The organism is Armatimonadota bacterium, from assembly GCA_031459855.1.
GTDB lineage: Bacteria > Sysuimicrobiota > Sysuimicrobiia > Sysuimicrobiales > Humicultoraceae > Fervidifonticultor > Fervidifonticultor primus.
In genome coordinates this window covers 213535-229959 of sequence record JAVKHP010000001.1, presented here as the reverse complement: position 1 = coordinate 229959, position 16425 = coordinate 213535, and the positions used below count along the sequence as shown (strand labels likewise).

The 16425-nt window shown below is 73.2% G+C and carries 14 protein-coding genes; 11 read left to right on the top strand and 3 right to left on the bottom strand.

Annotated features, from left to right (window positions below):
• Positions 1-313: 313 nt before the first annotated feature.
• From QN157_01025 to QN157_00975, 11 genes are all read left to right on the top strand, one after another.
• Positions 314-1186: a branched-chain amino acid ABC transporter permease gene (locus tag QN157_01025; GenBank protein ID MDR7554166.1), complete on the top strand. Its 873-nt coding sequence runs from the start codon at positions 314-316 to the stop codon at positions 1184-1186.
• Positions 1187-1203: 17 nt separating this feature from the next.
• The gene (locus tag QN157_01020; protein MDR7554165.1) at positions 1204-2289 is read left to right on the top strand and encodes a branched-chain amino acid ABC transporter permease; all 1086 of its coding nucleotides are present in this window, start codon (positions 1204-1206) and stop codon (positions 2287-2289) included.
• A gap of 183 nt (positions 2290-2472) precedes the next feature.
• The gene (locus QN157_01015; protein ID MDR7554164.1) at positions 2473-3327 is read left to right on the top strand and encodes an ABC transporter ATP-binding protein; all 855 of its coding nucleotides are present in this window, start codon (positions 2473-2475) and stop codon (positions 3325-3327) included.
• A gap of 70 nt (positions 3328-3397) precedes the next feature.
• On the top strand, positions 3398-4120 hold the full coding sequence (locus tag QN157_01010; protein MDR7554163.1) for an ABC transporter ATP-binding protein: 723 nt from the start codon (positions 3398-3400) through the stop codon (positions 4118-4120).
• A gap of 151 nt (positions 4121-4271) precedes the next feature.
• Positions 4272-5492, top strand: a complete 1221-nt coding sequence (locus QN157_01005) for an amino acid ABC transporter substrate-binding protein (GenBank protein ID MDR7554162.1) — start codon at positions 4272-4274, stop codon at positions 5490-5492.
• A gap of 213 nt (positions 5493-5705) precedes the next feature.
• Positions 5706-6608 (top strand): TIGR01777 family oxidoreductase, encoded by a 903-nt coding sequence (locus QN157_01000; protein ID MDR7554161.1) that lies wholly within the window; start codon positions 5706-5708, stop codon positions 6606-6608.
• Between the two features lie 40 nt (positions 6609-6648).
• Positions 6649-7134 (top strand): thioredoxin-dependent thiol peroxidase, encoded by a 486-nt coding sequence (bcp, locus tag QN157_00995; protein MDR7554160.1) that lies wholly within the window; start codon positions 6649-6651, stop codon positions 7132-7134.
• Between the two features lie 332 nt (positions 7135-7466).
• On the top strand, positions 7467-9056 hold the full coding sequence (locus tag QN157_00990) for an ABC transporter substrate-binding protein (GenBank protein ID MDR7554159.1): 1590 nt from the start codon (positions 7467-7469) through the stop codon (positions 9054-9056).
• A 349-nt stretch (positions 9057-9405) separates the two neighbouring features.
• A complete protein-coding gene (locus QN157_00985) occupies positions 9406-10326 on the top strand; it encodes an ABC transporter permease (GenBank protein ID MDR7554158.1) in 921 nt (306 codons plus the stop codon).
• Positions 10327-10474: 148 nt separating this feature from the next.
• The gene (locus QN157_00980; protein MDR7554157.1) at positions 10475-11395 is read left to right on the top strand and encodes an ABC transporter permease; all 921 of its coding nucleotides are present in this window, start codon (positions 10475-10477) and stop codon (positions 11393-11395) included.
• 48 nt (positions 11396-11443) lie between these two features.
• Positions 11444-12397, top strand: coding sequence for a succinylglutamate desuccinylase/aspartoacylase family protein (locus QN157_00975; protein MDR7554156.1), 954 nt, complete (start codon positions 11444-11446; stop codon positions 12395-12397).
• Between the two features lie 151 nt (positions 12398-12548).
• Here QN157_00975 and QN157_00970 read toward each other — a convergent pair whose 3' ends face one another.
• The 3 genes from QN157_00970 to QN157_00960 form a co-directional block, all read right to left on the bottom strand.
• Positions 12549-14321, bottom strand: coding sequence for a M28 family peptidase (locus QN157_00970; GenBank protein MDR7554155.1), 1773 nt, complete (start codon positions 14319-14321; stop codon positions 12549-12551).
• A gap of 135 nt (positions 14322-14456) precedes the next feature.
• Entirely contained in the window at positions 14457-15242 is a 786-nt protein-coding gene (locus tag QN157_00965) for an SDR family NAD(P)-dependent oxidoreductase (GenBank protein ID MDR7554154.1), read from the bottom strand.
• On the bottom strand, positions 15235-16422 hold the full coding sequence (locus tag QN157_00960) for a 2-dehydropantoate 2-reductase (protein ID MDR7554153.1): 1188 nt from the start codon (positions 16420-16422) through the stop codon (positions 15235-15237). Before QN157_00960 ends, QN157_00965 begins: the two co-directional genes overlap by 8 nt.
• Positions 16423-16425: the final 3 nt, after the last annotated feature.

Below are 16425 nucleotides of genomic sequence, written 5' to 3'. Positions count from 1 at the left end.
ATGGCCTCATGCGGCCTCGCCCTCCCGTGGAGGCGCGGCAGGGCCGCTGGCGACGACATGATCGTCGTGGGGTGACGGGACGGATGGTTGTCACCGCCGCGCAGGGCTGCCGAAGGCGCCAATGTCGGAGCAGGCGGCCTGGCGCGTCATCCTTGCGCAGGGCTGCCAGCGGGTCGCGCCGAAGAGAAGGCGACACGTCGCACGCCCCGGGGACAGCATCGTTGCGGCAGCGTGTGCGCGCGGTTCGCGGACCGGGCGTCGGGCGGGCGTGTGGGTCCTGAGTGTGGGTCCTCCGGAGGAGGGACGGCGGACCGTGACTCCCCAAGTCCTGGTGAACGGCGTCCTGCTGGGCGGCATCTACGCCGCCGTCGGCGCGGGGTTCTCCCTGGTGTGGGGCGTGCTCAACATCATCAACATCGCCCACGGCGCCTCGGTCATGCTGGGCGCCTACGTCACCTTCTTCCTGTTCTCGCGTTTTGGCCTCGACCCGTTCCTCACCATCCCGATCGCGATGCTCACCCTGTTCGTCGTGGGCTACGTGATACAGCGGGTGCTCATCAACCGGGTCATCGCCCACGGCGTGTTCATGACGCTGGTGCTGACGTTCGGCCTCTCGTTGTTCCTCATCGACACGGCGCTGCTGGCGTTCTCGGCCGACTACCGGTCGGTGACGCCGCCCTACGCGGGACGCGGCCTGAGCCTCGGCGGTCTGGTCATCCCCTACCAGCGGCTGGCGATCCTTGCCATTGCCCTGGCACTCATCGCCGCCCTGCACCTGTTCCTGACCGCGACCCGCATGGGGCGCGCCATTCGCGCCACCGTGCTCAACCGCCAGGCGGCGCAGCTGTGCGGGGTCGACATCCACCAGATCTACGCGGTGACGTTCGGCATCGGCGCAGCCCTCGCGGGCGCGGCGGGCTCGATGCTCGCCATGGTGATCACGATCTCGCCGTTCATGGGCAACACCTTCATCGGCAAGTCGTTCGTCATCGCCACGCTGGGCGGGTTGGGAACCGTCCAGGGGGCGCTCGTGGGCGGCCTGCTACTCGGGCTGGCCGAGTCGCTGGGGGCGGCGGTGCTGGGGCCCTCGTACCAGCAGGCGCTGGGGTTCGCGCTGCTGCTGCTCGTGCTCGTGCTGCGCCCCGAGGGCATCCTCGGCAAGAAATTCTTCGCCGAGGTGAAGTGAGGGAGCACCGGGTGCGGATGACCGCGCGGACACCGACGGGCGGCCCTGGGAACGGCACCGCGGGCACTGCCACGGGCCTGCGCCGCGGGAATCCCGCCGGCGAGATGGTCATCGGGCGGCACGACAGGCGTGTCGCCGGACGGGTGGTCGTGTGGCTCGTCCTCGGCGTCGCCCTGGCCGCGGCGCTGGCCGTGCCGTGGGGGCTGAGCGGCTACTGGCTGCGGATCCTCACCAGCACGTTCATGTTCGCGGCGCTGGCCCAAAGCCTGAACCTCATCGCCGGGTTCGGGGGCCGCGCCGACTTCGGCAACGTGCTCTACTTCGGGCTGGGCGCCTACACCACGGGGTTTGCCATGCAGCACGGCGTGCCGCTGCCCCTGGCGGTGGCCGCCGGGGCGGCGGTGGCAGCGGTGGTGGCGGCGACGGTGGGCGTGCCGATTCTCCGGCTGAAGGGGCACTACTTCGCGATCGCGACCATCGGCCTGATGGAGGGGACCCGCGAGCTCGTCACCAACGTCGCCGCCCTGGGCGGCGGCGCGGGCATGAACATCCCGCTGGTGCGCATCGAGCCCCGCGTCTTCTCCCTCGTCATGTACTTCGTGATGTTCGGTCTCATGCTCGCCTACACCGGCGTGGCCGCCCTCGTCGCGCGCGGCAGCCTGGGCTACGGCCTACGGGCGCTCAAGGCCGACGAGGAAGCCGCCGCCGCCATGGGCGTCAACACCATGCTGTACAAGGTGGCGGCGTGGGCTCTGAGCGCGGCCTGCACCGCGCTCGTCGGCGGCGTCTACGCAATCTGGCAGAGCTTCATCGAGCCCCGGATCGTGTTCGACGTCGTGATGGGGACGGAGTACTTCATGATGATGTTGCTGGGCGGCCCGGGCACGGTGGCCGGCCCGCTGGTCGGCGCGTTCGCCCTCCACATCCTGAGCGTGCTGGTCTGGAGCCGGTTCCTGCACGGCCACCTGGCGGTCTTCGGCGTGGCCATGGTGCTCATCGTGCTGTTCCTCCCCGGCGGGGTGGTGCCGACGCTGCGCGGGTTGCGCTGGCGGCGCGCGCCGGCGTGGGCCGTCGCGCGCGGTGCCGAAGGAGGCGGCGGATGAAGAGCGCCCACGACCGCCGCACGCCTGCGGCCGGCCACGTCGCTCGCGGCACCGAAGGAGCCTGCGGATGACGGGGGCTACGCCGCTGCTCCCTGCCGCAAGGGCGATCGGCCCGATCCCCCGCGCCTGGGGGTGGGGATCGGGTGGCGTGGCGTCGCTGCCGACGCACGGAGGACGAGAGCGATGATCCTCCAGGCCCAGGGGCTCACACGGCGGTTCGGCGGCGTCGTGGCCGTCGACCGCGTCGACTTCACCGTGGCCGAGGGCGAGATCTTCGGGGTCATCGGCCCGAACGGGGCGGGCAAGACGACCCTGATGAACCTCATCAGCGGGCTGGATACCCCCACCGCGGGCACGCTCTCCTTCCGCGGACGGCCGCTCGTCGGCCTGCCGCCCCACCGCGTGGCGCGGCTGGGCATCGCGCGCACGTTCCAGATCATGCGGCCCTTCGTCGGGATGACGGTGCGGGAGAACGTGGCGATCGGCGCGCGGTTTGGCAACCCCGCCCGCCACCTGTCGATGGCGCAGGCGCTGGTCCGGGCCGACGAGGTGCTGGCGTGGGTGGGCATGCAGCAGCGCGCCGACGACGAGATCGGCACGCTCACCACCGGCGAACGCAAGCGGCTGGAGCTGGCCCGCGCGCTGGCCGCGGCGCCGCAGCTGCTGCTGCTGGACGAGGTCATGTCGGGGCTGCTGCCCCGCGAGGTGTTCGAGGTGATGGACCTGGTCCGCCGGATCAACGGCCAGGGGGTGACCGTCATCCTCGTCGAGCACATGATGCGGGTGGTGATGACCCTCTGCCACCGGGTGCTGGTGTTGCACCACGGGAAGCCCATTGCCACGGGGCGGCCAGCCGAGGTGGCCGCCGACCCTGCCGTCATCGGTGCCTACCTGGGCGAGCGATACGCCCGCCGGGCCGCGGGGGCGCCGCGCGAGGACGTAGCGCGCGCGGGCGCATCGCCTACCGACGCGCCCCCCGCCGGCACGGAGCCCGGAGCGACGCCGCGCGACCACGGTGGGGAGGGCGATGCGCGATGACCGGCTGTGCGCCGCTGGTGTGGCCGGGGGCGGGAGTCCACCGGCGGTGGGGCGGAGAGGGTGACGGATCGTGACCGGCCCGACGCTGCTGGACGTGCGGGGGCTGGGTGGCGGCTACGGGAGCGTGCAGGTGCTGTGGAACATCACCATGCACGTGGCCGCGGGCGAGGCGGTGGCCCTCATTGGGGCCAACGGTGCCGGGAAGACCACGCTGCTGCGCCTGCTGGCGGGGCTGCTGCCCGCGCGGATGGGCAGCATCTGGTTCGACGGCCAGGAGATCACGACACGGCCAGCCCACCAGCGGGTGGCGGCGGGGCTGGTCATGGTGCCCGAGGGCCGGCAGCTGTTTCCCGGCATGACGGTGCGTGAGAACCTGCTCATGGGAGCGTTCCTGCGGCGCAGCCCGCCGTCGGTGCTCGCGGACGACCTGGAGCGGGTGGAGGCGCTCTTCCCGGTGCTGGGCGAGCGGCGCGACCAGCTGGCGGGCACGTTGAGCGGGGGCGAGCAGCAGATGTGCGCCATCGGGCGGGCGCTGATGGCGCGTCCCCGGCTGCTGCTGATCGACGAGCTGTCGCTGGGGCTGGCGCCCATCGTCGTCGACCGGCTCATCGAGGCCATCGACGCGATCCACCGTCAGGGCATCGCCGTGGTGCTGGTCGAGCAGGACGTGGCCACGGCGCTGGGCATCGCGGCGCGGGGCTACGTGCTGGAGGCGGGCGCGATCACGCTGACCGGCCCCAGCGCCGACCTCCTCGCCGACGCCCGGGTGCGCGAGTCGTTCGTTGGCATCTAGCGGCAGGAAGGGGGGGCGGAAAGGCGGAGAGGCGTGGCCGGCAGGATGGACCAGGTCCTGGCAGAGTACACAACGTGGGACCCCACGGATAGGAGGGACACCTATGCGGATGTCGAGGGCAACAGGGTGGGCTTCGCGATGGCACGCGCGCGTGGCGACCGGCGGCGTGCTGCTCCTTGTGGCCGCGCTCGTCACCCTGGGAGCCACGGGTGCCGGCCGGGCACAGGCCCAGGAGCCGGTCCTCCGGCTCGGGGCGGCCATCGCGCTCACCGGGCCGGTGTCGCGGGAAGGGAACTTCGTGAAGGACGGCTACGACTTCTGGGTGCGCACCGTGAACGAGCGCGGCGGCATCACTATCGGTGGCCAGCGCTACCGGGTCGAGATCAAGTACTACGACGACGAGTCCAAGGCGGAGACGGCGGCGCGCCTGACCGAGAAGCTCATCACCGACGACAAGGTGGCGTTCGTGCTGGGGCCGTTCTCGAGCGCCATCTTCCAGGCCACCAGCACCATCTCCGAGCGCTACCGGGTGGTGACCATCGCGCCCCAGGCCAACGCCGACACGATCTACGAACGCGGCTACCGCTACATCTTCTCCATCCTGCCGCCCGCCAGCACCTACCTGCGGGGGCTGATCGACATGGCCGCGGCGGCGACACCGCGCCCGACCCGCATGGCCATCATGATCCGCGACGATCCGTTCGGCATCGCGGCAGGGGAGGGCGCGGCGCGCTACGCCGAGCAGCGGGGGTTCCAGGTGGTCTTCAAGGAGCGGTACCCGGCCAACGCCACCGACGTGTCGTCGATTCTCACGCAGGTCAAGGCGCTCAACCCCGAGGTCTTCCTGGCGACGACGCTGTTCCAGGACGCGTTGCTGATCACCAAGCAGGCCAAGGAGCTGCAGTTTGCGCCGCGGATCATGGGCTTCACGGCCGGTCCAGCCATCCCCGACTTCGTCCGGTCGCTGGGCGCCGACGCCAACTACATCTACGGGTCGGAGTGGTGGCTGCCCACCCTGAAGTACTGCGGTGACCCGCCGTTTGGCTGCGCGGCGGACTACGCGACGGCGATCGAGCGGTGGAAAGGGTACACGCCCGGCTACCACACCGCCTCGGGGACGATGGCGGGCCTCGTGTTGCAGCTGGCGTTGCAGGCCGCGGGCAGGATCGACGGCGAGGCCGTCCGGCAGGCGTTGCTGTCCCTGGCGCCGCGGACGTTCTGGGGTCCCATCGGCTGGAACGAGCAGGGCAAGAACGTCCGGGGCACCTCGGTGCCCATCCAGATCCAGAACCAGCGCGTCGTGGCGGTGTGGCCGCCCGAGGCGCGGGTGGCGACGCCGATCTACCCGATGCCCGCGTGGACGGCACGGTGACCGGCCGGCACACGACCTGGCACTGCCGGAGGGGAGCGCTGAACACACGCAGTAGCGCGAGAGGACACTGACCGGCAGACGCGCGCCGGGGCCGCCGGGTGGGGGGTGTTCGTGCCGATGCGTTCGTGCCCAGGCGTCTGCACCGAGGCGCCCGTACCGACGTACTCCCGTACCTACGTGTTCTCGTAACGACCTGGCGATGGAGCGGCACCCATGCGCGTGATGATGGCCGGTGCCTCGGGGTTGATCGGCCGCGCGGTCGCGGCGGCGCTGCGGGCGGAGGGCCACCAGGTGCAGCGCCTGGTGCGGCGCGCGCCGGCGGCGCCGGACGAGGTCTCCTGGGACCCGGCCGGCGGGGGCCTCGACCCCGCGGCGCTGGCGGGGGCAGACGCCGTGGTCAACCTGGCGGGACGGGCCATTGCGCGCTGGCCCTGGACCCGCCGCGCCCGCGATGAGATGGTGGCCAGCCGCGTGGGCGCCACCCGCCTGCTGGTGGAGACCATCGGGCGCCTGGACGCGCGCCCGTCGGTGTTCGTGTCGGCGTCGGCCATCGGCTACTACGGCGACCGCGGCGACGAGGTCCTCACCGAGTCCTCGGATCCGGGCCGGGGCTTCCTGGCCGACCTCGTGCAGGCGTGGGAGGCCGAGGCGCGCCGCGCCCGGGCGTACGGCGTGCGGGTGGTTTGCACCCGCTTCGGGCTGGTCGTGGCGCCGCGCGGGGGCGTGCTGGCGCCCCTGCTGCTGCCCTTCCGCCTGGGGCTCGGTGGCCCGCTGGGCAGTGGGCGGCAGTGGTGGAGCTGGGTGCACCTGGACGACGTGGTGGGCGCGGTGCTGACGGCGCTGCGTGTGCCCGCGCTCGACGGCCCCATGAACGTTGTGAGTCCGGCGCCGGTGACGCAGCGCGAGTTCGCCCGCGCGCTGGGCGCGGCGCTGCGCCGGCCTGCGGTGCTGCCCGTCCCGGCGGTCGCGCTGCGCCTCGTGCTGGGCGCGATGGCCGACGAGACGATCCTGGCGAGCCAGCGCGTCCGGCCCGCGACGCTGGAGGCGGTCGGCTTCGTGTTCCGGTGGCCCGAGCTGCGACCGGCCCTGGAGGACGTGCTCCGGCGTGCGGCCTAGGTACGGTCGGAAGGCCGCGCGCTCGACGGGAGGGAGGACCATGCTCAAGGTGGGAGATCGCGCACCGGCGTTCACCGCCCAGACCGACAGCGGCGAGACCGTCTCGCTGGCCGACTTCCGGGGGAAGAAGGTCGTGCTCTACTTCTACCCCAAGGACGACACGCCCGGGTGCACCCGCGAGGCCTGCAGTTTCCGCGACCACTACGCGGCGCTCCAGGCGCGGGGGGCCGTGGTGCTGGGCGTGAGCACCGACAGCGTCGCCTCGCACCGGCGGTTCAAGCAGAAGTACGGCCTGCCGTTTCCGCTGCTGAGCGACCCCGAGCGCAAGATCGTGACCGCCTACGGCGTGTGGAAGGAGAAGACGCTGGCGGGGCGCCTGGGGTTTGGCATCGAGCGCACGACGTTCATCATCGACGAAGAGGGCCGGATCGCGCACATCTTCCCGAAGGTCAAGGTCGACGGGCACACCGAGGAGGTGCTGGCCGCGCTGGGCGCGCCGGCGCGGTCGTCGCCCGGAGGCCGATGACGGCGCCCGATCGCGGCGGGTCGCGGCGACCGGGTGCGGGCGCAGGTGGTTTGGTGGCCTGCGGGCCGGCCCGCAGGCCGTCGACGACTTTGCGCGGGTGGTGCACGCTGGCAGCGGCAGGGCAGCCGCGGGCCGGGGCGGACCGAGCTCGGCGAGTGACCCCGGTGCCATCGCCATCCCGCAGGGAAACGCCCTGCGCGCGCGAACAAGAGTCCGTTGCGCGCCGCAGGGGCGCTATCGTACGCGATCAAGTTCAGCAGCACTCGATATGTGCCGACAGCGTGCGGCGCGTCGTTGGTACCGACTGCATCGACCCAGGAGGTGACGTACGCATGCGACGAGTCCGCGTGGGACTGCTGGTCCTGGCCCTGGCCGTGATGGTGGGTGCCCCTCCGGTCCTGTCGGGCCCGGCCAGCCCGACCCGCGGCGGGACGCTCACCATCGCGCGCCCCGTCGACGCCGTGTCGCTCGACCCGCACTTCGAGACCACGGCACCGGGCGCGTGGATCTACCAGATGATCCTGGAGCCGCTGGTCACCATGGGCCCGGACATGAAGATCCGGCCGGTGCTGGCCACGGGCTACCGGGTCATGTCGCCCACGCGCATCCGCTTCACGCTGCGGCGCGGCGTGCGGTTCCACGACGGCACGCCGTTCAACGCGGCAGCCGTGAAGTTCACCTTCGACCGCGCCTTCGACCCGCGCACGCCCGCGCGCTGGGCGAGCCTGGCCGGGCCGATCAAGGGGGCCGAGGTCGTGGACGACCACACCGTCGACATCGTGACCACCGAGCCCTACGCCCCCCTGCTCTACAGCGTGGCCATGGTCTACGCCGGCATCGTCAGCCCCACGGCCGTGCAGCGGCTGGGCGCCGAGTTCAGCCGCCGGCCCGTGGGGACCGGGCCGTTCAAGTTCGAGGAGTGGCGGACCAACGACCGGATCTCGGTGGTGCGCAACGACGACTACTGGGGCCCCAAGCCCTACCTCGACCGCATCGTGTTCCGCGTGATCCCGGAGGAGTCGGCCCGGATGATCGCGCTGCGCACCGGTGAGGTGGACATGGTCCTGGTGCCGGCGCCCGCCCAGCTGCCGGCGTTCCGCCGCGACCCGAACTTCACGGTGGCCGAGGCGACCGGGCTGCGTGTGGTGTTCATCGGCATGAACCTGACCCGCCCGCCGCTGTCCGACGTGCGGGTGCGCCGGGCCCTGGTCATGGCCGCCAACCGCAAGGCCATTCTCGAGAACATCCTCGAGGGCGCGGCGAGCCCCGCCGACGGCATCCTCGCCCCCGGCGTCTTCGGCTACAAGCCCATGGGGCTCGACACGCTCTACCCCTACAACCCCGAGCGGGCCCGCGCGCTGCTGCAGGAGGCGGGCTTCCGGCCCGGGCCCGACGGGATCATGCAGCGCGAGGGCATCCCGCTGGTCCTGACGCTCATCTCGGCGCGCGGTCGCTACTTCAAGGACGCCGAGATCTCCGAGGCCTACCAGGCGCAGCTCCGGCAGATCGGCGTGCGGCTGGAGATCTCGTTCCTGGAGTGGGCGACGGTCTTCACCACCGTGCGCGCCGCGACGCTGGACTACCACCTGTTCACCCTGGGCTGGGTGACGACCACGGCCGACGCCGACTACAGCCTGCTGCCCATGTTCCGCTCGGACCAGGCACCGCCCCGCGGGTGGAACACGTGGCGCTACGTCAACCCCGAGTTCGACCGGCTGGTGGACGCCGCGCGCCGTAGCCTCGACCCCGCCGAGCGCCAGGCCCTGTACGGGCGGGCGCAGGACCTGATCGCGCGCGACATCATGTTCGTGCCGTTCTACACCACCAAGGAGATCGCGGTGATGAAGGCGGCGGTGCAGGGGTTCGTGCCGCACCCGATCGAGTACAACCAGGGGTTCGCGTACATCTGGATCCAGCGCTGAGGCGATGCCCGGGTGCGGCCTGCCGGGTGAGGCGCGCACGGCGCGGGGCGGGGCCGCGCACAGCGTGGGGGCGGGTCGGGGAAGGTAGCCCGTACGGGGCGGGGCCGGCCGGCCCCGCCCCCCTGGGGCCTACCGGCCATATTCCTCGGGCACCCCGAGTACCCCGCGCTGCGGGCGCCCGGTTCGCTCCGACCGTCCCGTGCCGGTCACCGGAGTCACCGCGATGTGGATCGGCCCACCGCACGGCGTGGTCACGATGTGGGTGGAGCCACGGCACAGCGCGGCCACGCTGTGGGCCGGCCGACCGCACCGGGCCGTGACCTGAGCCGCTGCACGTCCTGCGCCCGCCATGACCCGCTTCCTCGTCCGTCGACTCCTGGCCGCGGTGCCGGTCGTGCTGGGCGTGGTGCTGCTCATCATGGCCACCATCGACCTGATCCCGGGCGATCCGGCCGCGCTGATGCTGGGGGAAGGCGCGACCCAGGAGATGGTGGAGCGGCTGCGGAAGTCGCTGGACCTCGACCAGCCCCTGCCCGTGCGCTACGTCCGCTACCTGGGGCGCCTGGCGCAGGGCGACCTGGGCCGGTCGATTCGGGAAGGGCGGCGGGTGAACGAGGAGATCGCCGACGTCTGGCCGGCGACCGCGCAGCTGGGCCTCGCCGCCCTGGCGCTGGCCACGGCCGTGGGCATTCCGCTCGGCGTGCTGTCGGCGCGCTGGCCCTACTCGCTGTTCGACAACCTGGTGCGCGTGGTCTCGCTGTTTGGGCTCTCGATGCCGATCTTCTGGACCGGGATCGTGCTCATCGTGGTCTTCAGCCTGTGGCTGGGCTGGCTGCCGGCGGGCGGGCGCGGCACGTGGCTGCACCTGGTGCTGCCCGCCGTCACCCTGGCGACCCCGACGATCGCCATGCTGGCGCGCATGACCCGCTCGACGATGCTGGAGGTGTTGCGCGAGGACTACATTCGCACGGCGCGGGCCAAGGGGGCTGGCCAGCGGCGGGTGCTGGTCCACCACGCGTTGCGCAACGCGCTGATCCCCGTCGTGACGGTCATGGGGCTGCAGACCGGACAGCTGCTGGGCGGCGCGGTGCTGACCGAGACGGTGTTTGCCTGGCCGGGCATCGGCCGCATGCTCGTGCGCGCCATCTTCGCCCGCGACTACGTGCTGCTGCAGGGCGGCGTCCTGGTGCTGGCGGTCACGTTCGTGGTGATCAACCTGCTGGTCGACCTCTCGTACGCGGCGCTGGACCCCAGGATCACGTACCGATGAGCGGGTGCGGGTGCGACCGCCGGGTGGCCGTGGCCACAGACGCCGCGCGCCGGCGCACTGCCGGCCCGCAGGTCGACGCGGGGGCGGCCTGCACGCCGGCGCACGCCCGTCCGGCGCGTGCGCGCGTCCGGCACCCGGGGTGGGTGGCGTGAGCCTGCGCCCGCGCGCCGACGACGCGGCCGTCGCCGAAGCAGTGGCGGCGGGAGCGGCGGCCCGACCGGCGGGCTACGTCTCGGCCGGGGGCGCGGCGTGGCGGCGCTTCCGGCGCAACCGGCTTGCGCTCGCCGGGCTGGTGATCGTCAGCCTGCTGGTGATCGCGGCGGTCTTCGCGCCCTGGCTCGCGCCGGCCGATCCGGCGCGTCAGGTCCTGGAGGACAAGCGCACGCCGCCCGGCCCGAAGTACCTGCTGGGCGCCGACGAGTTCGGCCGCGACATCGCCAGCCGCCTGATCTACGGCAGCCGCGTGGCGCTGCTGGTGGGCGTGGTGTCGGTGCTGATCGCATTGGCGCTGGGCACGCTGCTCGGCACGCTGGCGGGCTACCTCGGCGGCGGCGTCGACGAGGCGCTGATGCGGGCGCTGGACGTCCTGCTGGCGTTCCCGTACCTGCTGCTGGCCATCGCCATCGTCAGCGCCCTGGGGCCGGGCCTGGAGAACACGATCCTGGCTGTCGGCATCTGGGCCACGCCCGGCTTCGCCCGGGTGATCCGCGGGTCGGTGCTGTCCATCAAGGAGCAGGAGTACGTGGCGGCCGCGCGGGCGCTGGGCGCCGGGACGCTGCGCATCGTCGTGCGCCACATCCTGCCCAACTGCATCTCGATCGTGATCGTCTACTCGGCGCTGTACATGGCCAGCGCGATCCTGCTGGAGGCCGCGCTGTCGTTCCTGGGGCTGGGCGTCCAGCCGCCGACCCCGTCGTGGGGGCTGATGGTCAGCACCGGCCGCGACTTCCTGCTGCTGGCCCCGCACATCGCCACGTTCCCGGGCCTGGCCATCGCGCTGGCAGTGCTGGGCTTCAACCTGCTGGGCGACGGCCTGCGCGACGCGCTGGACCCGCGGCTGCGGGTGTAGGGCGGCCCGGGGCTGGCGGCGAGACGACATCACGGCACGGAGGCATCCATGGACACCTACACGGTGGGTACCGCCGTCGCGCCGCGCGGCCAGCGCGCGTTTGGCACGATCCCGGTCCCCGGGCTGGACGTGGCGCTGCCCGTGGCGGTGCTGCACGGCCGCCGGCCGGGGCCGACGGTGTGCATCACCGCGGGCATCCACGGCGCCGAGTACGTGGGCATCGAGGCCGCGATCCGCACCGTGCAGGCCCTCGACCCGCACCGGCTGCGGGGGACCGTGGTGGTGGTGCCCGTCACGAACCCGCCGGCGTTCGCCGCGCGCGCGATCTACGTCTGTCCCCTGGACGGCAAGAACCTCAACCGCGTCTTCCCGGGCGCGCCCGAGGGCACCGCCTCCGAGCGCATCGCCCACGCGGTCTTCACCGCCGCCATCGCCCGCGCTGACGCCTACATCGACCTGCACGGCGGCGACCTGAACGAGGCCCTGCTGCCCTTCACGCTCTACCACGGCGGCGCTGCGTCCGAGGTCGCGGCACGTGCGCGCGCCATGGCCGAGGCGTTCGGCATCCGCCACATCGTGGACGGCGTCGTCGACGGCGCAGCCTACGCCGCGGCGACCGCTGCGGGCATCCCGGCCATCCTGCCCGAAGCCGGCGGCCAGGGCGTGCTGGACCCCGCGATGGTGCGCGTGCACACCCGGGGCGTGGCCAACGTGCTCAAGCACCTGGGGGTGCTGCGGGGCCGGCCCGCGCCGGTGCGGCCGCCCGTGCGGATCGTCGCGTTCCCCTGGATCCGCTCGGCGCACGCGGGGCTGTTCTACCCCCGGGTGCGCGTCGGTGACCGCGTGGAGGCCGGCGCGCTCGTCGGCGAGATCCGCGACTGGTTCGGTCGGCCGCTGACCGAGGTGACCAGCCCGGCGTCGGGCGTGGTGCTGTTCGTGGTGACGACGCCCGCCACGAACCCTGGCGACCCGTTGCTGGCGGTGGGGGTCCCCGAGGGGTGATCGCCCACCGAGTGAATCCGCCGCGGTCGTCGCCGCCACGTCGCGGGCACGCGGTCCTGGCTGCGGGACGCCGCTCCGGTTGACTGCGCGGGCGGCGCGTGCGCCTGGGGGCGGCCGTGGACGCTACGGTGCGCCTGGTGCCGCGTCGCGGTCAGCGCCGCCGGGCGACACGCCGGGCGCCAGGCGCGGCCGCCGCGGCTGCCCGTTCGGCGATCGTGGCCGCCTGCCCCAGCGCGTAGCGGATGGCGTTCAGGTCGCGGATGGCGCGCACGGCCAGGTGCTTGGCCTGGTCGCCCGACGCCTGCCCGAGCGCCCGCAGCGCGGCCAGCCGCGGCGGGTCCTTGGGGGTCAGGGCCGGGTCGTGGTCGAAGCGCCCGCTCTGGGTGTAGTCCACCGGGATGAGCGCACGCCCCATGGCCATCAGCGCCTCGTTGACCGCGCGCACCGCGCGACGGTCGCCTGCACGGGCTGCTGCTGCGGCGCGGCGCCGCAGCGCGACCGCAGCCCGCGCCAGCCGGCGGGCTTCGGCCAGGGCGGGCCGCAGGTCCACCCAGCGCCGGGCGCCGTCGGAGACGGCCTGCAGCGCCTGCAGCCACACGCGGGCCGTCGCGCCGTAGTCGAACGGCAGCACCGGCGCCGTCGCCAGCGTGTAGACCACCCCCAGGTAGATCTTGCAGTCGCGCACCAGCAGGGCGGGGTCGATCTTGTCGGGGGTGTCCTCGGTCGTGTGCCACCACCAGCCGAGCCCGCCCGTGTCACCGCCCGAGAAGACGCTGAAGTCGCGGCTGGCGTGGGGCGAGTCGCCGGGCTGCTCGGAGATATCCATCAGCAGCGACGGGATGCCGATGCCCAGGAACGACTGGTCGCCCATGCGGGTGACCCGCGCGCCCTCGAACCGCCCGCCGGCCACCGCGCGGACCGCCGCCTCGACCACTGCCCGCGCCTCGGGCATGACGTAGGCGTGGCGGTTGACCACCGCGCCCAGCCCGCCGGTCGAGTCGACGTTCACGTGCGCCACGCACCGCGCGTCGAGCTCGTGCCAGAAGTGATCGGCGTACCAGGTCGAGCCCGAGTAGCGGCCATGCGAGTGGCCCGACCAGAACGCCAGGCGCACGCCCCGATAGCGGCGGACGCGGCCTAAGATCCGCGCGATCTCCAGCATCGTGGCGTTGGCCGAGCCGTTGTCCATGGCGCCGCGGTGCCACGAGTCGAGGTGCCCGGAGAAGAGCACGAACGTGTCCTCGACCGCCCCGGGCAGGTCACCGAGCACCAGCGGGGTGGTCCGCCAGCCGGTCTGCACCTCGGTGACCAGCCGGGCCCGCGCGCCGCCACGGCGGATCGTCTCGCGCACCGGGCCGGCGTCGCGGCCGGCCACGGAGACCACCGGGATCTTCGGCAGCCGGTCCAGCGCGTCTGGCGGCGGACTGCCCCAGACCGTCGAGACGATCATCTCGTGCACGTGCGGGTCGTGGTTGAGGCACACCACGCCGGCGGCGCCGGCCCGCTCCGCGGCCGCGATCACGCCGGGGCTGGCGAGGCCGTCGACCACGGCGACCTTCCCCGCCACCCCGGCCGCTGCGAAGCGCGTCGGGTCGCCGCCCGCGTAGACCGCCTCGGCCTCCAATCCCGCCGGGCCCGTGGGCGCGGCGAAGGAGTGCGTGATGCACGGCACGTCGGTGGCCCCGCCGCCGGCGGTGACGGTCAGGGCCGCCGGCCCCGGCAGACTGATGTACGCGTCGTGCATGAGCAGCCGGGTGCGGCATCCGGCCCGCCGCAGCTGGGCCTGCACGTACCGCGCCGCCTCCAGTTCTTCCGGGGTGCCCGACAGCCGCACCCACCGCGCGATCGCCTCGGTGTCGGCCATCAGGCGGTCGGCGCGGACCTGGTCGAAGGGGATCTGGTTCGCAGTGCTCGTCCGTGGCATCGTCGTCCTCCTGGATCACGTTGTGCGCGTACCCGTGCGCCATGCGGTCCTCGCGGGCCGCCGGGCGCCTGCCGACACGCTCCCGCAGCGCTACACGCCGCCCGCGCAGCCGGCGCTGCCCGGCGCCGGCTTGCGCTATCCCAGCATCCAGCGGCCGCCATCGACGCTCAGGGTCTGTCCCGTGACGTAGCTTGCGCGCGGCGACGCGAAGAACAGCACGGCGAAGGCGATGTCCTCGGGCTCGCCGAGGCGCTTGACGGCCAGCGCGTCGAAGAACCGGCGCTGGCCCTCGGGCCCCAGGTCCTCCCACTGGCGGATCGAGGCCGGGTTGGAGAGCACGAACCCGGGCGCCACCGAGTTGGCGGTGATGCCAAACGCGCCCAGCTCGCGCGCGATCTGCCGGGTGAAGCCGATCAGCCCGGCTTTGGCGCTGGCGTAGGCCTGGATGCCGGTCTGGCTGTACGAGCGCCCGGCGCCCGACGAGATCGTGACGATGCGACCGAACCCACGGGCCTTCATCTGGGGCACCACGGCGCGCACCAGGTGGAAGGCCCCGGTGAGGTTGGCGTCCACGATGGCATGCCACTGCTGGGGTGTGACGCGCTCGACGGGCTGCATCACCTGGCCCTGCACGCCGCCTGCAGCGTGCACCAGGATCTCCACACCGCCGGCGATGCGACCGATGTCGGCCACGAGCGCCTCGACGGCCGCCGCGTCGGTCACGTCCAGCACCCGTCCCTCGGCGCGCCCGCTTGCGGCCCGGCAGCGGCGCACGGTCTCCTCCAGCTCCGCCGCCAGGACGTCGGTGGCCCACACCTGGGCGCCGTGGCGCGCGAACGCCTCGCAGATGCCGCGGCCGATGCCGTGGGCCGCGCCCGAGACCAGCACCACCCGCTCGGCAAACGCCCCGGGCTCATACACCGTCGGTCGCCTCCCCGGCAGCAGCCGCCTCAGCGGTCGCGGTGCCTGCGCCTGCCGCGGGCGCGGTCGGCGGACCGCCCCCCGGACGACCGGCGGTGCGCTCCGACGGGTCCGCTGCCCGGGCCGGGCCGCCCGCGGTGGCGTCCGGACCGTACACGCGTGCGTTGAGGGCCTCGAGCTGGCGGATGTTGTCCCACGACATCTGGCGCGTGCCGGCTTCGATCTCGCCGATCATCTGGCCCACGGCCTCGACCAGCGGGATGTGCAGCCCGTGGCGGCCGGCCCGCGCGCGTAGCTCGCCGACGACCCACGCCACCTCGGTCTTGCGCCTGCGCACCGCCAGGTCGCGCCAGACGCCGCTCTTGGCCTTGAGCGACGCGCGGTTGAACGCCACCAGCCGGTCGAGGCTGGCGGCCAGGCGCGCGGGATCGCGGCGCGGCGGGAACACGAACGCGTCGGGCTCGAAGCCGTCGAAGCCCTCGGGCCGCACGCCCTCGGCCGCCGCGACCGCCAGGACCTCGGCCGCGAGGTTGGCCAGCATCGGCCGCGCGCCGGGATCGGCCAGCACGTCCGCGATAGGCGCGTCGACCAGCGCGGTGGCCTTGAGCATGGCGGCGTAGGCGTGTTTGCCCCAGAGGTAGCCCCAGATGTTGTCGGTGGCCTGCGTGTGGGGGAGGAACGCCGTCCGCAGCGCGTCCACGAGCGCCCGCACCCGGTCGGTGATCCGCCCGTCCAGCTCCCCGATCACCAGAGCGCCCCCGCCCCCGTAGAGGATGCGCCCGGGCTCCTGGTAGTCGGCGCCGAAGTTGACGAAAGCCCCGATGGTGCGCGCGGGGCCCACGATGGCGGCGATGCGCTCCTCGTTGAAGCCGTTCTGCATCGAGACGATGGCACCGTCGGGCGCCAGGTGGGGGGCGATCTGCGCCGTGGCCACCTCGGTGTGCATCGTCTTCACCGCCAGGAACACCATGCCCAGCGGCCCGCGGAGCTGCGCCGGCAGCAGCGCCGGCGCCCGCACGGTGAACGTCTCCCGCTGGCCCTCGATGGTGAGCCCGCGGGCGTTGATGGCCGCCACGTGGTCGGCGGCCGCATCCACGAAGGTGACGGCATGCCCGGCCCGCGCCAGGTAGGCGCCGAGCGTGCCGCCGATGGCGCCCGCACCGACGATGGTCACGTCCATGGG